Source organism: Desulfomicrobium macestii, assembly GCF_014873765.1.
GTDB lineage: Bacteria > Desulfobacterota > Desulfovibrionia > Desulfovibrionales > Desulfomicrobiaceae > Desulfomicrobium > Desulfomicrobium macestii.
Map to the genome: position 1 here is coordinate 1 of NZ_JADBGG010000043.1, position 26,126 is coordinate 26,126.

At 58.4% G+C, this 26,126-nt stretch carries 24 protein-coding genes; 10 read left to right on the forward strand and 14 right to left on the reverse strand.

The window, feature by feature from the left end; genetic code table 11:
* Positions 1-322 precede the first annotated feature (322 nt).
* Entirely contained in the window at positions 323-1,519 is a 1,197-nt protein-coding gene (locus H4684_RS18445; protein WP_192624865.1) for a pyridoxal phosphate-dependent aminotransferase, read from the reverse strand.
* Positions 1,520-1,632: 113 nt separating this feature from the next.
* On the reverse strand, positions 1,633-1,797 hold the full coding sequence (locus tag H4684_RS18450) for a hypothetical protein (RefSeq protein ID WP_153304617.1): 165 nt from the start codon (positions 1,795-1,797) through the stop codon (positions 1,633-1,635).
* Positions 1,798-2,088: 291 nt separating this feature from the next.
* Between H4684_RS18450 and H4684_RS18455 the strand changes: the two genes are divergently transcribed.
* Genes H4684_RS18455 through H4684_RS18485 form a run of 7 tightly spaced genes read left to right on the forward strand, consistent with a single transcriptional unit; the run spans position 2,089 to position 11,308 of the window.
* Positions 2,089-2,619: a CDP-alcohol phosphatidyltransferase family protein gene (locus H4684_RS18455; protein WP_318779660.1), complete on the forward strand. Its 531-nt coding sequence runs from the start codon at positions 2,089-2,091 to the stop codon at positions 2,617-2,619.
* Positions 2,616-3,563, forward strand: a complete 948-nt coding sequence (locus H4684_RS18460) for a phosphatidate cytidylyltransferase (RefSeq protein ID WP_208599878.1) — start codon at positions 2,616-2,618, stop codon at positions 3,561-3,563. The genes H4684_RS18455 and H4684_RS18460 overlap by 4 nt, the downstream gene beginning before the upstream one ends.
* A 3-nt stretch (positions 3,564-3,566) precedes the next feature.
* Positions 3,567-4,208 carry a lysophospholipid acyltransferase family protein gene (locus H4684_RS18465; RefSeq protein WP_143077946.1) on the forward strand — a complete coding sequence of 214 codons (642 nt, stop codon included), beginning with the start codon at positions 3,567-3,569 and terminating at the stop codon, positions 4,206-4,208.
* Positions 4,209-4,250: 42 nt separating this feature from the next.
* Positions 4,251-5,987 carry a bifunctional alpha/beta hydrolase/class I SAM-dependent methyltransferase gene (locus H4684_RS18470; protein ID WP_092193978.1) on the forward strand — a complete coding sequence of 579 codons (1,737 nt, stop codon included), beginning with the start codon at positions 4,251-4,253 and terminating at the stop codon, positions 5,985-5,987.
* Positions 5,942-7,252: a phosphatase PAP2/dual specificity phosphatase family protein gene (locus H4684_RS18475; RefSeq protein WP_092193979.1), complete on the forward strand. Its 1,311-nt coding sequence runs from the start codon at positions 5,942-5,944 to the stop codon at positions 7,250-7,252. Before H4684_RS18470 ends, H4684_RS18475 begins: the two co-directional genes overlap by 46 nt.
* Positions 7,253-7,268: 16 nt before the next feature.
* Positions 7,269-7,853: a M23 family metallopeptidase gene (locus H4684_RS18480; RefSeq protein WP_192624866.1), complete on the forward strand. Its 585-nt coding sequence runs from the start codon at positions 7,269-7,271 to the stop codon at positions 7,851-7,853.
* On the forward strand, positions 7,853-11,308 hold the full coding sequence (locus H4684_RS18485) for an acyl-[ACP]--phospholipid O-acyltransferase (RefSeq protein WP_192624867.1): 3,456 nt from the start codon (positions 7,853-7,855) through the stop codon (positions 11,306-11,308). Before H4684_RS18480 ends, H4684_RS18485 begins: the two co-directional genes overlap by 1 nt.
* Positions 11,309-11,511: 203 nt before the next feature.
* Here the strand turns inward: H4684_RS18485 and H4684_RS18490 are convergent, their stop codons facing one another.
* Complete coding sequence (locus tag H4684_RS18490; protein ID WP_192624868.1) at positions 11,512-12,489, reverse strand: AEC family transporter; 978 nt, start codon at positions 12,487-12,489, stop codon at positions 11,512-11,514.
* Positions 12,490-12,652: 163 nt separating this feature from the next.
* A complete protein-coding gene (locus H4684_RS18495) occupies positions 12,653-14,224 on the reverse strand; it encodes a DEAD/DEAH box helicase (protein ID WP_192624869.1) in 1,572 nt (523 codons plus the stop codon).
* 316 nt (positions 14,225-14,540) lie between these two features.
* Here H4684_RS18495 and H4684_RS18500 point away from each other — a divergent pair, with 316 nt between their 5' ends.
* Entirely contained in the window at positions 14,541-14,684 is a 144-nt protein-coding gene (locus H4684_RS18500; protein ID WP_153304618.1) for a hypothetical protein, read from the forward strand.
* A 115-nt stretch (positions 14,685-14,799) separates the two neighbouring features.
* Here H4684_RS18500 and H4684_RS18505 read toward each other — a convergent pair whose 3' ends face one another.
* From H4684_RS18505 to H4684_RS21040, 6 genes are all read right to left on the reverse strand, one after another.
* Complete coding sequence (locus tag H4684_RS18505) at positions 14,800-16,152, reverse strand: sensor domain-containing diguanylate cyclase (RefSeq protein WP_092193984.1); 1,353 nt, start codon at positions 16,150-16,152, stop codon at positions 14,800-14,802.
* A complete protein-coding gene (locus H4684_RS18510) occupies positions 16,149-16,673 on the reverse strand; it encodes a V4R domain-containing protein (protein ID WP_192624870.1) in 525 nt (174 codons plus the stop codon). The genes H4684_RS18505 and H4684_RS18510 overlap by 4 nt, the downstream gene beginning before the upstream one ends.
* Positions 16,674-17,015: 342 nt before the next feature.
* Entirely contained in the window at positions 17,016-18,371 is a 1,356-nt protein-coding gene (locus H4684_RS18515) for a methyl-accepting chemotaxis protein (protein WP_192624871.1), read from the reverse strand.
* A 211-nt stretch (positions 18,372-18,582) separates the two neighbouring features.
* Entirely contained in the window at positions 18,583-18,903 is a 321-nt protein-coding gene (locus tag H4684_RS18520; protein WP_192624872.1) for a putative quinol monooxygenase, read from the reverse strand.
* Positions 18,904-19,143: 240 nt separating this feature from the next.
* On the reverse strand, positions 19,144-20,535 hold the full coding sequence (locus H4684_RS18525; protein ID WP_192624873.1) for a diguanylate cyclase: 1,392 nt from the start codon (positions 20,533-20,535) through the stop codon (positions 19,144-19,146).
* Between the two features lie 19 nt (positions 20,536-20,554).
* The gene (locus H4684_RS21040) at positions 20,555-20,683 is read right to left on the reverse strand and encodes a hypothetical protein (RefSeq protein WP_264080971.1); all 129 of its coding nucleotides are present in this window, start codon (positions 20,681-20,683) and stop codon (positions 20,555-20,557) included.
* 219 nt (positions 20,684-20,902) lie between these two features.
* On the opposite strand from H4684_RS21040, the gene H4684_RS18530 reads away from it, so the two are divergent.
* Positions 20,903-21,055: a transposase gene (locus tag H4684_RS18530; protein WP_192624874.1), complete on the forward strand. Its 153-nt coding sequence runs from the start codon at positions 20,903-20,905 to the stop codon at positions 21,053-21,055.
* A gap of 59 nt (positions 21,056-21,114) precedes the next feature.
* Here the strand turns inward: H4684_RS18530 and H4684_RS18535 are convergent, their stop codons facing one another.
* The 3 genes from H4684_RS18535 to creD form a co-directional block, all read right to left on the reverse strand.
* On the reverse strand, positions 21,115-22,644 hold the full coding sequence (locus H4684_RS18535; RefSeq protein ID WP_192624875.1) for a sensor histidine kinase: 1,530 nt from the start codon (positions 22,642-22,644) through the stop codon (positions 21,115-21,117).
* Between the two features lie 5 nt (positions 22,645-22,649).
* Positions 22,650-23,333 carry a response regulator transcription factor gene (locus tag H4684_RS18540; RefSeq protein ID WP_192624876.1) on the reverse strand — a complete coding sequence of 228 codons (684 nt, stop codon included), beginning with the start codon at positions 23,331-23,333 and terminating at the stop codon, positions 22,650-22,652.
* Positions 23,334-23,421: 88 nt separating this feature from the next.
* Positions 23,422-24,801 (reverse strand): cell envelope integrity protein CreD, encoded by a 1,380-nt coding sequence (creD, locus tag H4684_RS18545; RefSeq protein WP_264080972.1) that lies wholly within the window; start codon positions 24,799-24,801, stop codon positions 23,422-23,424.
* A 376-nt stretch (positions 24,802-25,177) separates the two neighbouring features.
* Between creD and H4684_RS18550 the strand changes: the two genes are divergently transcribed.
* Entirely contained in the window at positions 25,178-25,726 is a 549-nt protein-coding gene (locus H4684_RS18550) for a Panacea domain-containing protein (RefSeq protein WP_192624878.1), read from the forward strand.
* A gap of 31 nt (positions 25,727-25,757) precedes the next feature.
* Here H4684_RS18550 and H4684_RS20800 read toward each other — a convergent pair.
* A partial coding sequence (locus H4684_RS20800; protein ID WP_225940548.1) for a hypothetical protein occupies positions 25,758-26,126 on the reverse strand: 369 nt, incomplete at its 5' end.

Genomic DNA, 26,126 nt, shown 5'->3' on the forward strand with positions numbered 1-26,126 from the left:
TTGGGCGGAAGCTTGCGTGCATCGGTGGTTTGCATGGATCCGAATGTACACAATTCTTCCACGAATGTTAACTATTTTATGCTCGGATTAATAATAGTGAGCGTGGGATTTTTTATTTGTAGCAAGATTTTTCATTATCGCAAAAAAGTCGCCATCCCCGTAAAGAAGGGGATGGCGACTTTTTTACTACATGGCCCGCCTACCCATGCTGGGCACAAGTACGCGGGGATGACTCTCAGGTTCTTTCGCTACTTTTTTGCAGTGCGGTCTTGGTCTGCCTTTGGTCGGGTCATGTTTTTTTTGTGCCCGATTCAGGCCGGGGCTATGCTTCCGCGTAGGCTTTCAAGGCGAGCAGGCCCTTGCGAATTTCGTCCGCGCCAATGCCCGAATAGGCAAGGCGTACGAAGCGCCGTTTCTCGCCGGGCAGAGGGCGGCCGAAGTGCAGGCGCGTGCAGAGCGAGACGCCCGTCCTGACCAGGACGTCCTCGGCGAAGGCCGCATAGTCGGCGCCGAAGCCCTTGTTCGCCATGAGTTCCGTGACTTCAGGGAAGAGGTAGAAGGTCGCTTCGGGCCTGGGACAGCTCACGCCCGGCATGGAGTTCAGCAAATCAACGGCAATGTCGCGCCGTTCCTTGAGGGTTTCAAGGATGGCTCTGGGACCGGACTGGTCGCCGGTCAGGCCTTCGAGGGCTCCGTGCTGGATGAAATGGTTGGAGCAGGACTCGTCGTTGACGTTGAGCTTGGCGATGATGTCGATGACCGCCTTGGGTCCGATGGCAGCACCCAGGCGCCAGCCCGTCATGGCGAACTTCTTGGAGAAGGTGTAGAGGATGATGCTGCGTGCCCGCATGCCGGGAATGGAGGCCAGCGAGGAGCTTCTTCCGCCGTAGCGGATGTCGAAATAGGCCTCGTCCAGAAGAACTGACAGGTTGTGGCGCATGGCCAGATGGGCCAGGCGTTCGCGCTCCTGCGGCGTGCATTCGGCCCCGAGCGGGTTTTGCAGGTCGTTGATGATGATGGCCCTGGTGCGCGGCGTGACCAGGCTCTCCAGGTAATCGAGGTCGATGTGGAAGCCCGCGTCGTCGCGTACGTAGCGGTAGGGCACGGCGACCCCTCCGTGGTATTCGATCTGGGACTCGTAGATGGGGTAGCCCGGGTTGGGGTAGAGGACCTCCTCGCCGGGGTTCATGCAGGCCATGATGAACTTGCCGATGACGGGCTTGCCGCCTGGCTGGATGGCCACATTTTCCATGGAGTAGTCCACGCCCCTGGCCGCGCTCACATCCCCGGCCAGGGCGTCGCGCAGTTCCGGGATGCCGGGGCTTGGGCAATAGCCGGTCTTCCCGGCGCGCATGGCGCCGCAGGCGGCGTCCATGACGTTTTGGGGCGTCGGGATGTTCATGTCGCCCAGATGGAAGGGGAAGACCTCGTGGCCGGCGGCCTTGTGCGCGGCTGCGCGGGCGGCCACGGCAAAGGCCGTCTCGGTGCCGAGTCGTGCGATTCTGTCTGCGATGCGCATGGATGACCTCACTTGAGTTTGAAAATTGCTGATTCGATGAAACGCTAGGCAACCGGATAGTCCTCGCCGTGCATGAGCCGGGTGATCTCGTCCTCGATGCTGTCCAGCATGGTTCACACGGCATTGGTCAGGCGCGCATTGGCCTTGAAGGTGCGCCTGATGTCCCCGTGGGCAGGCGAAGTGTCCGATGTCAGATAATCGTTGTACCCGTATCGTCGGAGGTAATGGAGGAGCTTCACGTATTCAAGGTATTGTTTGGTGTCGCAGAAGCAATCCAAGTTCCCCCTGCCATTTTTATAATATTGGCAAAATCGTTGTCTTCTTCAATAAAAAGCGCATATTATTCTTTTAAAAATAAGTATTTACCCTGATTGTGGGTCGAGGATTTTCTCTGCACTGTCACGACGCAAACACGGGACGGAATCGTCTTTCCCGTCATGTCTATCAGGCCACACTGTGCGTCCGTGCGCGCAGGATTGGTGATGAGTCCTGCCATGACCGTCTACGCGTTGAAATCCAAGTTTCAGAATATGCTCCGCCCCGCCTGCCGATTTCTGGCGGATAATGGTGTGACGGCAAATCAGGTCACTGTCTCGGCCACGATCTTGTCTGCGGCTGCGGGCAGTCTTGTCTGGCTTTCCGCAGGGGCACGGTGGACCCTTGCGGTTGTTCCATGCGCCTTGTTCGTGCGGATGGCCCTCAATGCTCTGGACGGGATGCTGGCGCGGGAGCACGGAATGGGGTCCGATGTGGGCGCCATGCTGAACGAATTGGGCGACGTGGTCTCCGACGTGGCGCTGTATCTGCCTCTTGCCGTGGTGCCGGGGTGCTCGGCGCCGTTGGTCGTGATGGCCGTGGTGCTGGCGGCGCTCAGCGAGATGGTCGGGATTCTCGGTGTCCAGTTTGGGGGCGGTCGGCGATATGACGGCCCCATGGGCAAGAGTGATCGTGCTGCGGCCTTTGGTCTGCTCTCGCTGGCCTTTGCGAGCGGGGCGCCGCGAGAGGCCTGGCCTCATGCTGTTATGATCGGGATTGTCATGCTGCTGGTCGTCACGATTTTCCGGAGGGCCGGGAAGGCTTTGCAGGGAGGAGTGGCATGATCGCGCTTCACGCGTTGCCTCCTTCCAGACTCTTCATGATCTCCACACTTGCCGTCCTGGCCGTGGTCACCCTTGGTGTGGCCCTGAAGGATGTACATCGCTCCGGCCAAGACAGGCAACGCAGCGAAGTGCTGGTGCGCACGAGAACATGGTGGCTCATCGTGCTTCCGCTGTTCGGAGCCCTGTCCGCCTCACGGGGTGCCGCGATCAGCTTTTTCTGCATCGTGTCCTATCTGGCATTCAAAGAGTACCTCACGTTCATTACTACCAGAAGGGCCGACCACAGAGTCCTGTTCTGGGCTTACCTCGCCATACCGATCCAGTATTATTTTGCCTATATCTCCTGGTACGGGATGTTTATAATCTTCATTCCGGTCTACTGCTTCCTGCTGCTCCCCGTCAGGATGTTGCTACGCGGGGATACGCAAGGGTTTCTCAAGGCCGTGGGAACGCTGCATTGGGGCCTCATGACCACGGTGTTCAGTCTGAGCCATGCGGCCTTTCTGCTTACCCTTCGCGGCGAGGATGTGGAGGGCGACTACGGAGTCAGTCTGGTTCTGCTCCTCGTCATTCTGACGGAAGCCAATGATATCGCTCAGTTCTGCTGGGGCAAGGGGTTTGGTCACGCCAAGGTGGTGCCTTCGGTCAGTCCGAACAAAACATGGGCGGGTCTGATCGGCGGCGTGGCCACCACGGCGCTGCTGGCGTGCCTGGCTGGCCCTTTTTTCATCTCGATGACGGTGTTGCAGGCGCTGCTGGCAGGGGGGCTGATCGGCATTTCCGGCTTTTTCGGGGACATCTGCGTCTCGGCGATCAAGCGCGACATCGGCATAAAGGACACGGGTAACATGCTGCCCGGTCACGGCGGCATTCTGGACCGGGTGGACAGCCTGACGTTCACGGCCCCGGTCTTCTTCCATTTCATCTACTACACGTATCACTGAGACATGAAAGGCATTCTCAGATTGCTTTGGTTCACCCTGTTCGCCAGTCCCCTGATTTTTTTGATCATGGGGGTGAACGTCAGAAACCGCCAGGGCCTTGGCACAACTTCTCCGTCCATCGTGGTCGCAAATCACAACAGTCACCTCGACGCTCTGGTCCTTATGTCGATGTTCCCCCTGTCCAGTCTGAGAAAAGTGCGTCCGGTGGCCGCGCAGGACTATTTCCTGAGAAACAGGTGGCTGGCCTGGTTCGCCCTGAACGTCATCGGCATCATTCCCTTCATGCGCTTGGCCGAGGGGCGCAGGGATGATCCCTTTGCCGCCTGCTCGGCGGCGCTGACAGGCGGGGAGACTCTTATTTTCTTTCCCGAGGGCAGCAGGGGGGAGCCGGAGCGCATGGCCGAATTCAGGACCGGGATTGCGCACTTGGCCAGACGGCATCCGAATACACCTGTAATCCCCGTCTTTCTGCAGGGAACCGGTAAATCACTGCCCAGGGGCGAATGGGTTCTGGTTCCTGTCATTTGTGACGTTGTCGTCGGGGCCGCGTTGCATTGGGACGGGTGTCGCAAGAGTTTCATGAAACGTCTCGCGGACAGCTTCGAAAGGTTGGCGTCGACAGTGAGCCGCCATGGTGTCGACTGAGGCCTGGCCTGTAGCGGGCACAACAGATTCGGGAGGAGCATTATGGAGTGGATCGAATCCGAAGGAACATTCTCCAGCTGGGATGGCGCTAAGTTGTTCTATCGCAGCTGGCGTTCGTCAGAGACGACTGACAGGGCGCTGATCTTCCTGCATCGCGGGCATGAGCACTCCGGGCGTCTGGCCCGTGCGGTGCAGGAGTTGGGGCTGGGCGATTTCAGCGCCTTTTGCTGGGACTTACGGGGGCATGGCCGATCACCGGGAGACCGGGGACACGCAGAGAACTACTACGATTTGGTCAGAGACTTGGATGCGTTTGTCCGTTTCGTTTGTGTCGAACATGGTATTTCGGCCGAAAATATCGTCATCGTGGCCAACAGCGTGGGCGCGGTCACGGCCTGTGCCTGGGCGCACGACTTCGCGCCGCGAATTCGGGCCCTGGTCCTGCTCGCCCCAGCTTTCCGCATCAGGCTATATGTCCCCATGGCCATGCCGCTGCTGCGCATGCTTCTCAAATTTAAGGAGAAGGCCTTTGTCAGCAGCTACGTGAGCGCGGCCATGCTGACTCACGACTCCGAGCAGCGGCGTCTCTATCGAACAGACCCTCTGATCACGCGTCGCATCTCCGTCAATGTCCTTGTGGAGATGCACGACACGGCCGGTCGGATCATGGACGACGCCGCCGCCATCACCACGCCGACGCTGATTCTCGCGGCGGGGTCGGACTGCGTCGTCGAAGCCGAGGCCCAGAGAAAATTCTACAGAAATCTCGGGGCGACCCGGAAGGAAATGCACGAGTATCCCGGCTTCCATCATGCCCTGCTTCACGAGGCGGGCCGGGATTGCATCATGGAGGATATCCGCGAGTTCGTCATCCGGTCCTTTACGGAGGATGTGGACCGCTCGCTTCTGCTGAACGCACACAAGGGTGGCGCTATGCGCGTGGAGTATGACCTGCTCCGGCAGTCCACGTCAGCTCTAAGGACAGCGTTCTTTTCTATGCAAAAATATGCGTTGCGGGCGCTGGGCAGGCTGAGCCGCGGAATCGCGATCGGTCTGGAGACCGGTTTCGATTCGGGGAGAAGTCTTGATTACGTGTATGAAGACCGCGCCCGTGGCCTCGGCCGCATAGGCCGGGCCATCGACCGCGCCTACCTCGACGCCATCGGCTGGAAAGGCATCCGCATGCGCCGCCGCCATCTGGAAAAACAGCTTCACGTCGTGATGGACAATCTTGAAGCCGCTGCGTCCCAGGTCACGCTTTTGGATGTTGCAACAGGCTGCGGCCGCTATGTCCTGAGCGTCCTCAAGGCGCGGAAGGGCGAAGTCGATGCGACTTTGCGGGATTGGGATGTCGGAAATCTGGAGCAGGGCCGGGCGCTGGCTTCAAGCCTCGGTCTCGGTAGAACGTGTTTCGAACGGGCCGACGCCTTTGACCCGGAGTCGATCCGGGCGGTCATCCCGCGTCCCAATGTGGTCATCGTGTCCGGCCTTTACGAATTATTTCCTGACAATGACCTGGTTCTCGCTTCCCTTACGGCCATCGGCGAGGTGACCGAGCCGGGCGGGTACCTCATCTATACGGGGCAGCCCTGGCATCCACAGCTTGAGGTCATCGCCAGGGTCCTGCCCAATCGTGACGGCGCGTCATGGATCATGCGCCGCCGTTCCCAGGCGGAACTGGACGAGATGGTCAGGTCGGCCGGATTCGAGAAAATCGGTATGGAGATCGACCCATGGGGAATATTCACCGTCTCGACGGCGCGTCGCGCCAGGGACTGACAGAGGCGGCTCTCGTCGCCGCATTCACGTCTGTGCTGTTCATCACGGTGTACGGAGGCTGTTCATGGCTGACTTCGCTGCGCGGCGATGTCGGGTCCGTAGTCTTGGCGTGGGAGCGGATGATTCCTTTCGTGCCCCTCATGATCATTCCGTACATGTCCATAGACCTGTTTTTCGTCATGGCGCCCTTTGTCTGCAAGAGATCTGACGAACGCCGGATGTTCGCCAGGCGCATCGGTTTCGCCATTCTGATCGCGGGTCTGTTTTTTTTGTGCTTCCCGCTGCGGTTCGCCTTCGAACGCCCGGCACCTGACGGATGGCTTGGAGCGATCTTCAGCTTTTTGCACGCGTTCGACCGTCCGTACAACATGTTTCCTTCGCTGCATATCGCGTTGCAAGTCATTCTCGCCGAAGTGTACGCAGCCGCCACCACGGGGTTGCTGCGATTGGCCCTGCTCGCATGGTTCGGTCTGGTCGGATTTTCGACCGTTCTCACCTGGCAGCATCATGTCGTCGATGTCATCGGCGGCTTCGTTCTGGCCGTATTCTGCTGTTACCTTTTTTCGCGTGGTCCGAGGGAACATGGAACCACGAATTATCGTGTAGCGCTTCTCTACGGTATTGGCGCGGTCTTGTTCGGCCAGGCAGCGGCAGCAACGGGGCATCTGCTTCCGGCGTGGCCAGCCGCGGCAATGCTTCTGGTCTGCAGCGCATACTGCGGGCTTTTTCCCAACGTGTATCGCAAGCACGGCGGTCGTTTGCAGCTGTGCTCCCGCATCCTGCTGGCTCCCGTCATTCTCGGCCATTTCGTGTCGCTGGTGTATTACTCCCGTCGGTCCGGTCCATGGAACGAAATACTTCCCGGTCTCTGGATGGGCCGAAGACTGTCTGATGCGCAGGCGCGTCAGGCAATCGGCCTGGGCGTTACCGCAGTTTTGGATCTGACGTCGGAATTCTCCGAGGCTCCTTCCTTTCGGGCCGTACGCTATCTGAATGTGCCCATCCTCGACCTGACCGCCCCGACCAGCGTCCAGTTCGCCGAAGCCGTCTCGTTCATCAAAAACGAAATGGAGCGCGGAACGGTCTATGTGCACTGCAAGGTCGGATATTCGCGCAGCGCTGCGATCATCGGCGGTTATCTCATCGAAAAGGGAGACTGCGGGGATGCCCGTGATGCGGTTGCTCTGTTGCGCGGGAAGAGGCCTGGTCTGGTAGTGCGTGACGAAGTCGTGTCTTTTCTGCAAACGTGTACGGTTCTGGACTGATGTCCGTCAGGCGGAAATGAAAGGAATCCTCGTAATCATCCAGTGTATCATCGCTGCCGGTTTCGCGATCCCGGAAAGGATCGTGATCCCGGTGGTCGGGGTGACACCCGGCGACTGGAACCGGAAATCCTTCTGGCATGAGTCGTGGGGCCTGTCCGGGGTCCACAAGGGCATCGACATCTTCGGCCGCCTGGGGACAGTCGTGACGAGCGCCACGGCGGGCATTGTGCTTTTTGTCGGGAGCATCGCCCGGGGCGGCAACGTGGCCGTGGTGCTGGGGCCGAAATGGCGTCTGCATTATTACGCCCACCTGAACTCCATCACGGCGTTCGCGCTTCGTCTTGTCCCGCGCGGCGGCGAACTGGGAACACTCGGCGATACCGGCAACGCACGCGGCACGCCGCCCCATCTGCACTACTCCGTAGTACGCATTTTTTTCGTCACGTGGGACATCGACGGTTCGACGCAAGGATTCTGGAAGGCGTTTTATCTCGATCCTGATCCATATCTCTTCGGCATACCATGTTTTTTCGCTTCAAGGCCCACAGCAGCTGAGTATCGATGTTTTATCCGACGCAACCGAGAACGAGGATACCGGTAATGAAAAGTCTGAGTAAAATGTGCGCATTCACTCCCTACATCCTGGTGGTGCTCCTCAACGCGATCACCGATCTGGGGCACAAAATCGTCGTTCAGAACACGGTCTTCAAGACCTTTTCGGGAACTGAACAGATCGCACTGACCGCCACAGTGAATGCCCTCCTGCTACTGCCGTTCATTCTTCTTTTCACTCCGGCCGCCTGCATCGCCGACAGGTTCTCCAAGAGCCGGGTCATCAGGATTTCCGCAGCCGCTGCGATCCCTCTGGCAGTGCTGATCGTGATCTTTTACCATGCGGGGCTGTTCTGGCCAGCTTTTCTCATGACATTCTTGCTGGCCGTGCAGAGCGCCTTCTATTCTCCAGCCAAGTATGGCTACATCAAGGAAATGACAGGACAGGAGGGTCTTGCACAGGCCAATGCCGCCGTGCAGGCGGTCACCATAGTGGCGATCCTCCTTGGCGCAGTGATTTTTTCCATGTTTTTCGAGGCGTTTTTGCCGGAAACCATGCCCGATAGTCCGCATGAAATTCTGAGGGCCATCGCTCCGTGCGGTTACATTCTGGTGGCCGGAACCGTCCTGGAAACCATCCTCGCCTTCCGGTTGCCGGAAATCCGTCCTGGAGACCGAGAGGTCGCGATCGACAGCATGAAATACCTCCGGGGAAGGTATCTGCGGGACAACGTGAAGTTGCTCAGGGAAAAGCAGGTCATCTGGCTCTCTATCGTCGGGTTGACCATTTTCTGGTCCGTGAATCAGGTCCTTCTTGCGACCTTTGGGGCTTATCTCAAGGATGTCGCCGGGGAGATGAACACGGTCGTGACCCAAGGCATGCTGGCTCTGGGCGGCTTGGGCATCGTCGTTGGTTCCGTAATGGCGGGCAAGGTGTCGCGCAATTTCATCGAGACCGGCACCATCCCCTTGGGAGCCATGGGCATGACCGTGTGCCTCTTCCTGTTGCCGAACATCGAGAGTCGGGCACTGCTCTGCACGCTCCTTTTCGCTTACGGCGTCTGCGGGGGGCTTCTGGTTGTGCCGCTCAATGCCCTGATCCAATTCTCGGCCCGGGACCGGGAAATGGGGAAAATTCTGGCCGGAAACAATTTTCTCCAGAATATCGGCATGCTGGCCTTTCTGGGGCTGACCCTTGCCATGTCGCTCGCAGGCATTGGCAGCGTGCCTATTTTCTATATTCTCGCAGTAGTCGCTCTGGCCGGCACTATATATACGCTCGGAAAGCTGCCCCAGTCCCTGATGCGGTACCTGCTCTACATTCTGTTCTCCCAGCGTTACAGGCTGTCGGTGGTCGGACTCAACAGCCTGCCGGCAGACGGCGGGGTGCTGCTGCTGGGGAACCATGTCAGCTGGATCGACTGGGCGGTGCTGCATCTGGCCGTCCCGCGCCGTTTGCGTTTCGTCATGGAGCGCTCCATTTATGAGCGCTGGTACCTGAAGTGGTTTCTCAGGCGCCTGGGCATGATTCCCATTTCCTCGCGGGGCAGCAAACAAGCCCTGCGGGATGTGGCGGCGGCCCTCAAGGCTGGTGAATGCGTGGTTATCTTCCCCGAAGGCGCCATCAGTCGCAACGGACAACTCGGCGAGTTCAAGCGCGGTTTCGAGATTCCGGCCCGTGAGTCGGAATGTGTGATCGTCCCCTTCTATCTGCGCGGTCTCTGGGGCAGCCTGTTTTCCTTCGCCGGTCCGCGACTGCGGGAGACGTCACGCATCCGCGGCATCCGTGACGTGACGGTCTGCTTCGGGCCACCGATGGCCGCAGCGAGCTCGGCTTCGGAAGTCAAGAAAATCGTTTCCAGGCTGTCCATCGCGGCCTGGAAGGAGTATTCTCAAACTTTCGATCCCCTGTACATGGCCTGGCTCAAGACAGCCAAGCGGTATCCGGGGCGGCGCGCAGTGGCCGACTCGACGGGGAGCGATATGTCCCAGCGCATGCTTCTGTCCACGTGCATTATCGCCTCCCGCATGCTGAGAAAAAGGACCGTCGGCCAGAAGAACGTGGGTGTGCTTCTGCCGGCCAGCGTCGGAGGGGTCATCGCCAACATGTCCCTGCTTATGCTCGGCAAGACAGTGGTAAACCTCAACTACACCACGGGGCCGGACACGCTGCCGGGGATTCTCGAGCGGGCGCATATCGGGACCATCGTGACATCCGAGGCGTTTCTCGCCAGACTCCGGGGCAGGGGGATCGACCTGGACGGGATTCTGCGGGACCGTGAGGTGTTTTTCATGGAAACGCTGCGCTCGGGCATCGGCAAGGGCGCTTTTATCGCTACCATGATCGCGTCGCAGGTTCTGCCCGCCTTTGTCCTGCGGCTTCTCTTTTTTCATCGGGTTTGCCTGGAGGATACTGCGGCCATTCTCTTCAGCAGCGGTTCCGAAGGATCACCCAAGGGAGTCATGCTCACTCACGAGAACATCATGGGCAACATCAAGCAGGTGGCCAGCCTGTTCAACGCCCGGGATCATGATGTCTTCCTTGGGACGCTGCCGCTCTTTCACGCTTTTGGCCTCACGGTGACCACGTTCATGCCGCTGATTGAAGGCATACCTGTGGTCTGCCACCCCGATCCCACGGACGCCTACAGGATCGGATGCCTTGCCGCCGAACATCAGGCGACGTTCCTCTGCGCCACCCCGACATTTCTTGGCCTCTACGCCCGCAATCAGAAACTGCACCGTCTCATGTTCTCCTCTCTGCGTCTGGTTGTCGCCGGTGCGGAGAGGCTCAGCGACGAGACACGTCGGGCCTTCAAGGAAAAGTTCGGGTTGGAGATTCATGAAGGCTACGGCACCACGGAGACCACTCCGGTGGCCAGTGTGAATACCGTGGACGTGCTTAACACCAATGGATTCTCGGTGCAGGTGGGCTCGAAGCCGGGGACGGTGGGCCTGCCATTGCCAGGAAGCGCCTTGCGCGTCGTGGATCCGGAAACACTTGAGGATCTGCCCACAGGGGAAGCCGGCCTGATCCTCATTGGCGGCACTCAGATCATGAAGGGATATTTTGATGACGAGACCAGGACAAGGGGCGCCATTGTCGAGCAGGACGGCATCCGTTGGTACAAGAGCGGCGACAAGGGACGTATCGATGAGGACGGCTTTCTTGTAATTATGGACCGTTATTCGCGTTTCGCAAAAATCGGCGGGGAGATGGTCAGCCTGGCTACCGTGGAGGAAGCGTTGCTTCGCGCCGCCCTTGCGGGTGCCGAATGCGTGGCCGTAGCCGTGCGCGACGTGAAAAAAGGGGAACGAATTGTGGCCCTGGTCAGTGGCATGAATGAGCCTGCGGTCCTCAGGAAAACCATGATCGAAAGCGGGACGAATCCGCTCTTAGTCCCTGACAAATTTTATGCCGTTGAGGAAATCCCGAAGCTCGGGACCGGCAAGAAGGATCTTGCAGGCGCAAAAGCAATGGCGCTTGAATTTGCGACTGCGTAAGGGAGAGTTGAGTCGTCGTTCTTTATCAGTCTCTTATTGTTAAGCAATTTTTCAATTTGCTCGACGTTGCGAAGATGTCTTGACGGAGCGCTCAGGTTTTCTTCTGGCCTTCTTGAAGATGCGAGGTGCATTTGTCCAATTATCGCATTGCTTCCATGGTGCTTCATTTCATATGAAGCGGATGAAGAGTGGCCACGGAGGCTTTAGAGCAGTCCGGTCAGCCAGTACAGCGTGGGCAGTACCACGATCAGAGCCAGGGTGGAGGCGAACCAGCAGGCGTTGGCCAAGTCGATGTCCAGGTCGTAGATGGATGGCGGGATGAGGGCCGTGAAGGCCACTGGCATGGAGGACAGGATGAGCACGACCTTTAGGGGTGCGCCGCCCATGATGCTTCCAAATCCCAGGGCGGCCGCAGCTCCTGTGGCCATAATGGGCATGCACACGAATTTGATGCCCATGATGACCGCGCATTCTCGCAAATACTTGCTCAGGCGTGTGAAGCGCATGGCAAGGCCGATGGAGAAAAGCATCATGAGCGACCCTGTCGGCACGAGGATGCTGTTGAGCAGCGGGAAGAAGGAGGGGCGCTCAAGGCCGGAAAGGTTGAGGATTCCCCCGAGCAGCATGGAGGACAAGGCCACGATGATGAACGGGTCGGTCACGACGCGCCGCAGGCCCGCCATGGCCCCGCCGCCCTGCCTTCCGCCCTCGGCATAGGCCCGGGCCAGGGGGAAGCCGAAGGAGAAATAGACGATCTCCTCGAAGAGCTTGTAGGCCGGGACCAGGGCGAAGGCCGCCTCGCCCAGGAAGGTGTGGCAGACCATGGCCCCGATGGCCCCGATGTTGGTGAAGGAGCCGCAGCAGTAGAAGGCTCCGGTCTGACGTGCGCTCAGGCCCAGGGGCCTGGCCGCGGCCAGGGCCAGGAAGCCGCCGAGCAGGAACACCGAGGCCCCCACGAAGGGCATGGCCACCAGTTCCACGTCCCCCAGGGACAGGTTCCAGATGGCCCCGCAGTAGGTCAGGGGCAAAACCCATAGCAGCGCCGCCTTCTGCAGGCCCACGCGCAGCCGCGGCATGTCGACGGGCAGGCTCAGTCGGCCTGCGTCCACGGCCATGCGCACGAGCCAGCCCAGGCCCAGGCCGGTGACGATGACGGTCAGGGAGAAGAGAACTTTGTCCATGTCGTGTGCTTGCGTCAGCCGCGTTTGCTTCCGCGGAAGGCCACGTCAAAGGCCGTCTCGGTGCCGAGTCGTGCGATTCTGTCTGCTATGCGCATGTGCTCAACTCATTTCAGTTTGATGATTTCAGCTTCCAATCCGTCCAGCGCCGTGCGGTGAAACGCCGTTACCCTCTGCCTCTTGATCTGCCCCGGGTCGGCTGCGAGGGCCGCGAATCGGGCCTGCCGCTCCTAGAATTTCCGCCACGCCTGCTCGCACCCGGGTCTTCCGACCTTTCATTGCGTCTGCCGCGTCCCTTCGACTCCGGTTTTGAATCAGCTCCGGATTTGCCGCGGGCGTCCGGCTTGTCGCTCCTTCTGCCACGCGCACTCGATTCGGGCTTCGCGCCGGTGCCGGATCCACCTTTGGCGTCGGGTTTCTCCTTCCTTGCGCCGCGCGGCTTTGATTTGGAGCCCGAATCCTTTTCGGAGTCTGACTTTTTGGAGCTTCCGGACTTCACGCGCAGTTTGGCGTCCGATTTCTTGGCCACCAGCGCCTTGATTTCCCTCGGGGCGTTCCTCTCGCTCTTCATGTTGCCTGGCCGGTAAAGCACGAAATCGGGAAGGTCGCTGTCTTCCGTGAATCCCTTGACCGCTTCCACGGGAATCTTGTTGCGCAACAGGTTCTCTATGGCCAGCAGGAGATTGTGCTCCTCGGGGCTGACCAGGGACACGGCGATGCCGCTGACACCGGCGCGGCCTGTGCGGCCGATGCGGTGCACGTAATCCTCGGGAGAGTTCGGAATATCGTAATTGACCACGAAGGGCAGGTTGCTGATGTCGAGTCCGCGAGCCGCCACGTCCGTGGCCACGAGGATGTGGATCTTACCGTCCTTGAACTCTTCGAGGGTGCGCTTTCTGAGCGACTGGCTCTTGCTTCCGTGCAGGGCCGCGACGCTGATCCCGTGCGCGGCCAGTTTGTCGGTCAGCCTGTTGGCCCAGGTCCGGGTGCGGGCGAAGACCAGGATGCGGTCCTGGTTCTGCTTTTCGATGAGGTGCAGCAGCAAGGGAAGCTTGTTGTCCTTGTTCACCATGTGCACCTTCTGCACGACCGCTTCGGCCGCGGCAGTGTCGGGCGTGACCTCTATGTATTCCGGCTTGTCCAGCATCCGCGCGGCCAGCGCCTTGATTTGCGGCGTGTAGGTGGCCGAGAAGAGCATGGTCCTGCGGTCCTTGGGCAGAAGGTCCAGGATGGTGTTGATCTCGCCGCTGAATCCGAGGTCGAGCATCCTGTCGGCTTCGTCAAAGACCAGAAATTCGATGGATGCGAGGTTGAGATGCTCCTGGGTTGCAAGGTCGATCAGACGCCCCGGGGTGGCCACCAGGATGTCGATGCCGCGTTGCAGTCGCGCGATTTGGGGTTCGATGCGCACTCCGCCAAAGGCCACGGTACAGCGCAGGGAGACCTTGCGCGCATAGGCCTTGATGCTCTCGCCGACCTGTAGGGCCAGTTCCCGCGTGGGGGTGAGGATCAGGGCGCGGGGGTGGTGGCCGTTGCCGCGCGTCTGGCCCAGAATCTGGACGATGGGCAGGCCGAAGGCATCTGTCTTGCCCGTTCCGGTCTGAGCGCGGGCCAGGATGTCCCGCCCGGAGAGGATGACGGGTATGGCCTGAGCCTGGATGGCGGTGGGGGCTTCATAGCCCTTGTTCTTGACAGCTTTCAGAAGTTCGACCCGCAGGCCTAGTTGATCAAATGACATAATATTCCTTCGACGGTGGGTGATGAAAAAAGTGTGTGGGCGAACCGGGGTGTCCGGAGATTGGATTAAGTCCGAAAAAATGGGATGCGGATTTGAATGCGTTCGCAAGCCATTCTCTAGTCAGTTCCGGCGAGAGTGTCCACTCTGCAAGGGAATGGTAACCGGAGCGGTTTTGCAGGTCTTGAATTTCAGTAATTCCGAACCTTATGAATATATTGCCGCACGAATGCCAACGTGCTACTTGGAAATAAATTTCCACTATGGCTGCTCCGATTTCCTCACGCCCCAATAGTGGCACGAAATCTGGAGCCTTTGAATGAACGCGATCTTTTATACCCGGGAGTGGATCATGGGCGACAAGGGCGGAAAAAAAGACAAAGACAAGATGCAAAAGCAGAAAGAAAGCAAAAACGCTGAAAAGAAAAAAGAAAAACAGGACAAACAGGTTAAGAAAGTTTGATTCTGTTTTAATGCTCTTTTTTCTATTTTGTCATTCATTTAATGGTGTTGGTGAAGATTCAAACGCATGGATCTGCAATGGAGGGGAGAAGTCTCCCCTTCATTGTCTTGAATTTTCATTTTAAGCACTCGACTCGATTCCTTCCCAGGTTTTTGGCGTTATACAATGCCTGATCCGCACGAATCATCAAATCGGACACCGTTTCCGCTTTCAGACGAAGCTCCGCGACTCCAATGCTGGTCGTTATATGCACGGGCCGAGCATCCTTTGTAAAAAGTTCCATTTTTTCCACTCGGGCACGAATTCTTTCGGCAACCGTGCAAGCCGTTTCCATGTCGGTTTCCATGAGCAGCAAGGCAAACTCTTCGCCACCGATGCGGCCAAAGAGATCGGAAGTCCGCAATTCCTCCTGGCAGGTTTGGGCAAAGGCTTTCAGGGTCGAATCGCCCATGGCGTGTCCGAAGGTGTCGTTCACGGCCTTGAAATGGTCGATATCAAGCATGAGCAGACTCAAGGTGCAGCCATGGCGTTCGCAGCGCTTGATTTCTTTGAGCACGGAATTCAGGAAATGTCGTCGGTTGGCTACGCCGGTCAGGCTGTCGGTGGTGGCCTGGCGTTCGAGTTCGAGGCGCAGGTCCCGGCGTTCGGAAATATCCCGGGTCACGCCGTGGATTTCCATGGCTCCTGTTCTGTCGCTTCTGACGTAGCGCACGATGGCTTCGGTCCAGACGGACGAACCGTCTTTGTGAACCTGTTCGACTTCGCTCGTCAGGTACGTGTTCTCGTCAATTTTACCTGCAAGAAAGTCATCAAGGTTGGCCTTAATGATTTGCTTGAGCCTTTTGGCTTCGCCTGGGGCCAGGGCCGCGTCGAGGGGCTGGCTCATTATCTCTTCCGGGGTGAATCCTCGCAGGCGTTGAACGGAAGGGCTCACGTAGGTGAAGCGCAGCGTGCTCGCATCCAGAATCCAGACGACGTCCTTCATGGTTTCGGTCAGGTTGCGGTAATGGGCCTCTCTTTCGGTCAAGGCGGCCTGCGCCTGTTCGCGGCGTTCTATCTCGACTTGCAGACCGGCATTGGTGAGCCTCAGCTCCTCCTTGTTTTCCTTAACGGTGCGCAGGGATTCTTCCAGTTGCGTGGTCATGGAATTGAAGGCCTTGGAGAACTCTCCCATGAAATCCAGTCGCTGGCTGAAATCGCCGGTCGCGATCATCTGTGTTTGCCAGGTCATGTGCTTGAGGTTCGCTTGTAGCGTCTTCAATGCACCGGCGGTGTAGCCTTTCAAAGGGGTTTTGACGGAGAGGTCGCCGCCGGCGATGGCCATGACGATGCGCCGCAACTCCAGGAGTTCCGCATACAGGTGCGCGAATTCGGAATCGTCGGGAAGATCGGCGGGTATCGGCGGGGGGACCTTTGCCGTCAGGATTTCGCGCAGCAGGGCGCAGTTCTTTTCAGGTTCCAGGCTCACGCAGTCTCCTGTGCCTGTGCGGTGAAGCGGCAGGTCCGGTCTCCGGTGCACCAGCAGTCCACTTCCTTGACCTTGAATTTTTTGCCGGTGAAGCTCTCCATGAGACCGGCGATGAAGCCTTCGTCGTAGACGCAGACTTCGTAGTCCAGTTCAGGGAGTCCCGAACAATCGAGGTCTTCGGACATGGTGATGACGAAGGAGCCCTTCTCTATATCCGCCGATTCAACGCGCATGATGCCAATGCCCAATTCTCGCAGGATTTCCTGCAAGGTTCGCACGAATTCATTCAGATCCGTGATTCCCTGACAGAATTTATTGTAGAACGCCGTGCCCGCCAGCTTGCCTGCCTCATGAAAGAGTGCGTCGGTTTGCGCGGTACCGTAATGACTCTCCAGCGCGTCCCGGAAAACGAACTGCATAAGACGGTAAACCTCGATTCGCGTCATGGGCCCAAGATTGGGACGCCCCAGTTCAATGTCGCCGATGAGGTCCCAGGAGAATTTGTATTTACGGTCAGACATGGTTCACCATCGTTGTTAAGATTCAAATATGTCAGACATATCTGTCCGGATGGCGAATATCAAGGAGCTTGTGATTGTGGGCAGAACTGTCGATTCGAACGGCACTGAACTGTTGGCGATATCCTCACGTCTTGGATGGTCAATCACGTGACCGGGGAATGGTTTGTTCAAGCCATGCGGCACTGATTCAAGTCGTCATTTGCTTATGCCGATTTGGTCTCACGCAGAATTTGACATTGATTCAGCGAAGATGTGTTTTTGCATCTTCACTGTCCGATCTGAAAACTTTGACGGTTTTGTTAAATAACGTTTCGTTATATTTCAAAAAAAGTAAATCGGGCATCAGTCCGTCCAGTGCATGCGCGCCATTTCCACGAGGCGCCCGAGATCAACGTCCGCGCCAAGCACTCCTCGAAGGGTGCCCGATGCGTCGAGGATGGGAGCGGAAACCGTGAGGCAGTAAGCGTCGGTGGCGGCGGAGCGGTAGAAGTCCGAGACATAGGTTTTGCGCCGTTCCGCAGGGTGGCGGAACCAAGGCCGCTGTGACCAGTCCTTGCCAAGGCCGGTGTCGCCGTAGATTGTGCTCACCTGGCCCACGTTGTCCACGATTTGTCTGCCCTTGGCGTCGGTTACGTATAGCAGCTCGAAAAGCCCTTGGCTCATGGCGTTGCGCAGGGCGGTTTCCACCGGGCGGCGCTCCATGGCGCTGATGCCGGCGTCACGTACCAGGACTTCAACGGCGCACCGGGCCCGCTCATGGGCGGCGAATCGCAGCCTGCCCACGGCTGCAAGCTGGCTCTCGGACGTTTCGCTGACCTGCCGGGCATGGATGGCCAGGGTTTCGGCCTCGCGAGCCTGGGAAGCGCTGCCGTCTTGCAGCGCGGCAAGGCTGTCCTGCACGGCGGCTACGTCCCTCACGATATTCTGGCTTTCGCCGCGCAGATTCGCGGCCAGTGCCCCTCCTTCCTCCACGCATGGCCGGGCCACCCGCGCATCCTCCAGGCAGGCGTCCATGGAAGTCTGCATCCGCCCCACAAAGTCTTCCACCCGGCGCACAGCCTCGACCATGGAGGCGACATTCCGGCCGATTTCGTCGTTCTGGTCGTCGACACGTGTGGTGGCGTCCACGGTCTGGTGGGATAGGGTGCGGATTTCGTTGGCGATGACGCCGAATCCTTTTCCCGCCGCTCCGGCATGGGCGGCCTCGATGGTGGCGTTGAGGGCGAGCATGTTGGTGTTGGCGGCAATGTCGCGGATGGCGTGGGCAACGGAGCCGATGCCCTTGATGCGCGTTTCCACCGTGGCCACGAAGCCGAGCAGTTCGGCCATGGCGCCGGAGAGTTCTTTGGCGCGCATCTCGACTTCGCCCAGACGGGATTCCAGGCGGGCCATGTGTTCTATGGCGGCCTGCGCCATCTCGGCCTGACGTGTTGCGTGCCCGTTCATGGCATCGGCGCGGTCGGCCACTGCGGCGGTATGCTTCCCGATCACGGCCACCTGCCTGAGCCCATCCTCGGTGGTGGCATTGACCCGCGACCCCAGAGCGTCCAGGGGGCTGGCCAGCCGCTGCAGGGCAATGGCCCCGGCAACGGCGTCAAGTAACGCGGCATCGGTGCGCGTGTCCGCGCCGGGGGGTGTGCTTGCGGGTGAAGAAACGTCCTTGTTCCGTTTGCTTATCCAAAATTGTAAGAATTGCATGGTGTTGCCTCCTGGGGAAAGGAGGAGAGCAAGTGCTGTGCCGGGAGAATGGGAGACGAACCGGGATTTGCAATCTTCAGGGCAAAAAAAAGGTGGTAAAAAAGCAGATCAAGCCTTGAGTCGGTCTTGCCTTGATACCACCCTGGCCATGCAGGCAGGACATCGGAGGTCACGTATCGGAGATTTCCGTCACGGCCTTGTCTTCGTGACGTCAGCCCTGTTTTTTCCAGACGCGGTCCTCCGGAAACAGGTGGGAGCCGGTCGCTATCTCCAGAGGTTTTGCAAGCCAGTCCTGCGTGGTTTCAACCCAGCGCACAAAGTGGGGAGTTGCCTTGTGTTTTTCGAAGGCTTCAGCATCTTGATAGACTTCATAGAGGTGGAGAAGGTTCTCGTCATCATGATCCTGAACGATATTGAAAAGCAGGCAATCCGGTTCATTGTTTACTGAGCCACGCCCATCAGCGAGCATTTCTTCAATAAACATCTTTTTGTGCTCCGGCTTGATGTGAACTTTTACGATAACGGCGAACATGCATTTCTCCTTGTGCTGTGTCAAAATGTCACATATGTTTGATGGTACAAGATAATCTGAAGAAGAGTACACGAAATGAATAGGTTGCGGCAAGCATTTCGCACTGGAAAATTCATTCGTCCTGCACTTTTAAAGTTTGGATTGGCGCTCATGAAACGTGAACCTCTGTGCGAACATGCTGTTCAATCACTGGCATGGCGGTTCAGGAAGATGTGGTCGGCCGGGTTCCGGGTGCGCCAATCAGCCGCGGACGGTTCGATCGCGTCCCTGTTTCTTGGCCTGGTAGAGTGCCGTGTCCGCGCGTTGCAGCAGCGTGTCGGCACTGTCGCCGGGAACGTACGAGGCGACCCCTATGCTGATCGTGCAGCGTCCGACCGAACCGAAGTCCGTCTCATGCATGCTCTTGCGGATGCGCTCGGACGCTTCCAGGGCATGGTCGGGGTCCGACTCGGGAAAGAGCGCGAGGAATTCCTCGCCACCCCATCGGCCGGCAGTGTCGGTTGTGCGCACCATCCGCGCGAGGATGTTTCCGACCTGCTTGAGCACCCTGTCACCGGCCAGATGGCCGTGCCCGTCGTTGATCATCTTGAAATGGTCCAGGTCCAGCATCGCGATGGAAAGCGGGCGGCCGTAGCGGTGGGCTCGCTGCAACTCCGAATCCAGGGCCTCCATGATCGCCATCCTGTTGGCCAGTCCGGTCAGGGCGTCGGTCCGTGATATGCGGGCGAGTTCGTGGTTGTGTCTGCGCAGTTGCCACGCCCACGCCAGCATGAGGGCAATGACGGCGAAGCTTCCGGCCGCGACCCTGGCCAGAAGCCGGTAATCGGTTCCGGCGTGGACGTTTATGGACACGTGCTCATTGGCGATGCGGCCGCGCTCGGTCGGACCGATGGAGGCCACGGCCCGACTCAGGATGTCCCTTAGCCTCGGTTCCTGCCGGGATACGCCGATGCGCAGAAGATTTTCGTAATCGGGAAACTTGCCGGCAATTTTCAGGTTGAAGAGCCCCTCCTTGCGGATGGTGTAGGCCGCGACGATGAGCGATCGCATGGTCATGTCCGCCTTCCTGGTCGAGACCATGTCCATGGCTTCAGCCTCGGTTGCCGTGACCAGCACCTTGAGATTGGGGTACGCCGCGCGGATACGTTCTTCCATGGCCGTCCCGCGCGGGAAGACGATGGTCTCGCCATCCAGTTCGGCCGGGTCGGAGATGAAGGGGTGCTCTTCCCTGGTGATGAACACGTTGGGGTCCGAGAACAACGGTTCGGTGAACAGCAGCCATTCGTCGCGCGTGGGCGTCTGGTTCAGGAAGCTGAGCGCCAGGCACTTCCCCTGGCGTGAGAGCTCCAGGCTTTCGTCCCAGTCCTTGGTGCGCAGCAGTTCGAAGTGGACGCCGGATCGCTCGGAAACCAGCGCGAGCAGATCGGCGGCGATGCCCCGGTATGTACCCTGGTCATCGACCTGCTCGAACGGGGCCCAGTCCGGGTCCACGCACAGAGTGACCGGGCCGAGCGTATCGAGATATTCCCTTTCATTCAGTGAGCTGTCGGAAGCCCGGCCTGCAACCGGTGCGGGAAGCAGCGCCAGGCACAAAAGCGTCAAACAGAATGCGGTCCAATGCGGTTTCTTCATTTTGGTCACGTTTGCGAAGTCAATGCAGATGAATGATGATCGGATGCTTGTACTGCGTGATGTGAACAATTCGCCAGAACGTCACTTCATCAAGACGCGCATGCCATGCTGTCTTGCCTATAGCCGCCAGAAACATCGGCTGGTTCATTCCGCCGGTCCGGCCGGGTCAATCCGGCGCATGCGGATAGATCAAATATTATTGATAATGTCCAGATTAGGAATTGTTACCAGATAGTTGGCGAGGCTGTCGATATGTTTTGGTGAAGGGCGCCGAAGAGCACATGGTGCGGCAAGTCTTGGGGAGACCGGGCTATCTTCGCTTTGGCGGACACACCAACTCCCCCTGATGGGAATGAGAGGTGTGTTCATGAGGAGTCATCGCAAGTGCGATCCTGATTTCGAGCGAGAGGCAGTCCGTCTGGTCATCGAAAACGGCGTGGGAATCCGCGAGGCCGCGCGCAGTCCGGGCATGACGTATGGCGTCTTGAAGGGTTGGGTGCAGAAGCGGCGAGAGCATTGAGACGCGGCCGTCGTGGGCGGTCATGCTGCGCAATTCCGAGCTGCGCAAGACCGCTGAAACTACGCCTCGCGTCTGAACTCCAGGACGAATGTTGCGCCCTGAGTGCTTGCCCCAAGGTCGATACCGGCCCCATGGGCCTTGAGCACGGAGCGGCAGATTTCAAGGCCGAGGCCTGTGCCGCCCGAAGCACGGCGGGTGGTGAAGAACGGCGTGAAGACCTTGTCGCGGTTGGCCTGGGAAATGCCTCGTCCGTTGTCTGCGACGGCAAGACGGATTGAATCCGGCGTCGGCGAAACGGACAGCCGGATTCTGTCCGCTCCGTGCTGCAGGCTGTTCTCGGCCAGATTGCCCAGGACCATTTCCAGCGCGTCCTGGGCGATGGGGAGTTCGGTTTCGCAATCTTCGTCAAAATCCACAGTCAACCCCCGATCTCTGAAGGCGCTGCGCACGGAATCCGCCACGGTGTCCAGCCTGCAACGGCTTCGGCTTGGGGGCATGGCGTCTGCCCGGGCCAGTTCCAGCAGACGGTTGACCAGCAGTTTCATGCGCCGGGTGTCTGCCTGAAGATTGTTCAGGAACTGCCTGCTTTGCTCCGGGTCCATGGTGCCCAGGTGCTCGGTGAGCAGTTCCAGGGCCCCCTGCATGGACGCCAGAGGCGTCTTGAACTCGTGGGAGACATGCCCGGCGAACCGTCTGATGTAGTCGGCGCGTTCGGCCAGGCTTTCGGACATGGTCACGAAACTTTCGGACAGGCGCGCCATCTCCTGCGTGACGGGCCTGGCGATGGGCTGCACAGTGCGGATTTCACCGGTGCGCAGAAGGTCGATTTGCCGCAGCAGTTCGCGAATGGGCCTGGCGATGCCCGATGAGACGAAGAGGCCGAGCAGAACGGTCAGCAGGCTCATGACAAGCATGGCCAGCGCGACTTCGTAGCGCACATCGAACAGACTCTTGAGGATGCTCACGGGCGTGCGCGAAAGGTAGACCACGCCGAGCACGGTCTCACCGTCCAGGACCGGCATGGCCACGAACACCCGCACGTCCGTGCCCCGGCTGATGGAGTAGATGGAGGGTCTGGGTTCATCGGAGATCCGCCGCCGGATGACGCTGGCGTATTCGCCGACCAGGGCCTGCCGCACTTCCGGTACGTGGGCCAGGGACAGGCCGGTCTCGGAACGGCCGGCCAGGACCGTACCGCGCTCGTCAAGCAGGCGCATGCCGGCCAGGGTGATTTGCTGGGTTTCGCGCATGATCCGGGCAAAGAGCGATGCCGCCCGCACCAGGTTGGGTGCGGGCGGCGTTTCGGCGGGCTCGGCTTCGGGACGCGGCGGGGCGACGGGATCGTTCAGGCTCAGGCGCGGAGCGATGGGCGTCAGGGGAAGATCGTCCGTGAATTCCCGTGCCTGCTCCAGAACGAGATTGCGCCATGTGGCGGAAAGGACCGCCGCCTGGCTGATGAGTTCCTGCTCCGTCTCGCGGACCAGCACGTTTTCGAACGTCCGGAACACATGGATGGCCCCGATCGGTAGGGCCAGCACCGAGAGCATGACGGCAAGAAGGATGGTGCGCAGGCGATACAGGCGTTTCATGGCGGTCAGACCCGGGTCAGGGTGTATCCGACGCCGTGCAGGGTCTCGATCAGACCGGGGGAACCCGCATCCGCGAATTTCCGGCGGATGTGCCGGATATGGCTGTCGATAGTGCGGTCGCTGACCACTGTTTCCGTCCCGTAGGCAACATCCATGATCGTGTCGCGGCTGAAGACGCGGCCGGGCTGGCGGATCAGCATTTCAAGGATGGCGAATTCCGTAGCCGTCAGCCTGACGGGCCGCGTGTCCCAGGTGACCGTGCGCCGTGCGGGACACACTTCCAGGGGCCCGTGGCGCAGCACTTCCTGCTCGGGCGCGGCCTTGCCCATGGACCGTTTCAGGATGACGCCGACCCGGGCGACAAGTTCGCGCGGGCTGAAGGGCTTGGTCACGTAGTCGTCGCCGCCGATCTCCAGACCGAGCACGCGGTCGATCTCGTCGTCTCTGGAGGAAAGGAAGAGGATGGGCACATCGGAAGTCCTGCGGATGACGCGGCAGACCTCGAGGCCGTCCATTTCCGGCATGTTGATGTCCAGCACCATCAAGTCCGGCGTCCGCGCGGCGAAGGCTTCCAAGGCCTGGCGCCCGTCCCGGGCCAGGGTGACGCGCATGCCGGCCTTGCCCAGGGCGAAGCTGATGATTTCGAGAATGTGCTGGTCGTCGTCGGCAACGAGAATGTGTTTTGTCATGAATCCTCCGGTCATGCAGAGTTCCTGTCGCTAGCGTGTTTCGCGCCGGAAGGGAATCGGTGCCGGAGAAGATCCGGCACCGTCCATATTACTCCTTCGCCTCTTCGAAGCTGAAGGTTTTCGGCGGTTCGGCCTTGGCTGTTAGGGCATACCAGTCGAAACGGCGGGTGCCGAGCATGATCGCGCTCAGCACGGCGAAGAGCAGGAGGCTCCCCATGACGAGGGCGTGATCCTCGGCTTGCAGAATGATGTAAAGCAGGGCGTAGAGCGCACTCAACCCCGAACCCAGCACCAGCCCGTGCCGCCTGCTGCGCAGGATGGCTCCGAAGTAGGCCGTCAACAGGCCGGTACAGGCAAGGGAAGCGCATACGTACGCCCACAGGAAGCTGATGTGTTCGGACAGGGCGATGAGCAGCAGATAGAAAATGAGCAGGGCCACGCCGACAAAGGTGTACTGCACCGGATGCAGCGGCAGTTTCTTCAGAAGTTCGAAGAGCGTCATGCAACTGAAGGTCAGCAGCAGAAAAAGCAGGGCGTATTTGATGCTGCGCTCGGATTGCTGATACACGTCGACGGGCTGCACGAAATTGACGCCTACCGTGCGTTGCATCAGGTTTCTGCCGTCGCCGTTGTGCAGGCCGGCGAGCGCTTCGGCCGTGTTGCCGGAAAAGGCCGAGGAACGCCAACGCGACGAAAAGCCCTTGTCATCGATGTCGCGAGTCTCCGGCAGCATGTCCCCGAAAAATCCCGGATGGGCCCAGTCGGCCGACAGGCGGATGTCCATGGTTTCGGCCAGCAGCGCGAACTGCATGGATTTCATGCCTTGCAGATCCATGTCGAAGGCAAATGGGATGGTCTCGCCGCGCTGCGTGTCCAGCCTGGGCACCTTGACGTGCATTCCGTCGGTGTATTTGGGCGTGTCGCTCCCGGGTTTGAATTCAAGCTCCTGCCCCATCCACTGCAGCGGGCCGCTCCGGACAATGCCGCGCTGGTCCGAAACGAGCACACTGACCTGCGGCGTTCCCCATTCGATGCGCTTTTCCGGGTTCTCCGAGACAATGTCGAGCAGGGGTTGGGTGTCGAATTCTCCCTTGAAACGTGCCGCACCCGAATAGACCGGCACCTCGTAAATCCCTCTGTAGCGAACGGTTGTCTCCAGTTCGGAGGCCGCCTCCAGGGTCTTGGGCAACAGATAGGCCGTGCTGTGACTGACCTGCTGACGGGTGACCACGTGCTTGCTTCCGTCGTTGATGACTTCGCTGACCATCCAGATCATCTGGTATGGCACTGCCAGGATCGGCCCACCCAGAGTCTGCGCCCCCGGCCAGCTGCGTTCGATGCTGGAGTAGGCCCGCAACCTCCAGCCCTCCCTCTCGGAGATGAGCGAGTCAAGCATCATCTGAGGGATCATGAGCAGGATGATAAGCAGGGCAATGAATCCGATTTTGTACAGGAAATGGTTTCGCATGACGTTCTCCTTGCGTTGTGGTGCTGGTGTCATGGACGAAGTATCCGTTCCTTGTGCAGATGAAGGCAGCGGCTTGTGGAATGTGCGTGCAGAATTGTGCAGATTGTGTGCAGGCCAGATCCGTGAGGGGGGATATTATCTGCAAACAGTCAGTTGTCGGTAATCGGCCTCACAAGAGAACATGTCTGGATTTGTATGCTTTGGGCCAGAGAAGGTGGTGTTTTGGGCGGCGTTATCAAGGTGATTACCCATTGCGGTTAGCGGATTTCGTGATTATAAAAAAAGTCTGTTTTTTTATTCGGTAATTTTTTTGACTGTCTAGTTTTCGTCCTTATTGCTGCGTTTTTTCGCTTCTTTTTAATCCAAAGGTTTTTGTATGAAAATTCGGTATCGAGCTAATCCTAGAAAATTGCTGGAAGCTTTGGTTTTGATCGCCGAAAATTGTCCTGACTCATATTATCATTTTATCCTGAAGACGCTTTTTTACGCGGACAAATTTCATCTTCAAAAATATAGGCGTCCGGTTACAGGGGATGTTTATGTAAAGATGTCCTACGGTCCTGTGCCTTCACTTGCCTACGATATGTTGAAGCAGAATGAAAATCTTCCAGCCCAGGTGCTTGATGAGGTTCAAGCGGCATTAGATGTTCATAAATTTGGAAGATATCCTGCAGTTTCTGCAAAGCGCCTTCCGAATCTAAATCTCTTTTCCGGTACTGACATTGAGTGCTTGAAAGAAGCATTGAGTTCTTGTTCGCCAATGGGTTTTGAGGCATTAACAAATTTGACTCATCGTGAAAGGGCTTGGGAAGAAGCAGAGATGAATCAAGAAATGAATTTTGAGTTATTTATCGATGAAGATTTGCCGAACCGAGAAGAATTGATAGAGTATATTAAGGAAACTTCACCTTGCCTTGCCTTGTAATAAAGTCTGGACAGGCGGCCTTTCTTCGTTTTCAGTTTTTTGACCCGCCTAAAATAAAAATATGCCTTTGCATCTGTATAGAGCAAGGGCTTTTTTTTATCATAAGTTCAAAACCATATCGTTGGGCGCCTCCAGATTCCCAACTCAAGATTTTCAAAGAGGAATTGGGATGTTTAGATCGTGATTCATACTTGGATATTTCAAAGGCGTATGAATTTGATCCGCATGTGATTTCTAAGGGCGTTGAAAAAGGGGTGTACACGCTCGCTCCCACAGCGTTGTCCCGAATAAAGAACGCGTTGTCCTGACCTGCCCGGCACTTTTCAGACCAGTCGAAACTTGAGATAGGTTCCCCCTCAACCACGAGGGAACTGATGAAAAAGGGACGATTTTCCGAAGA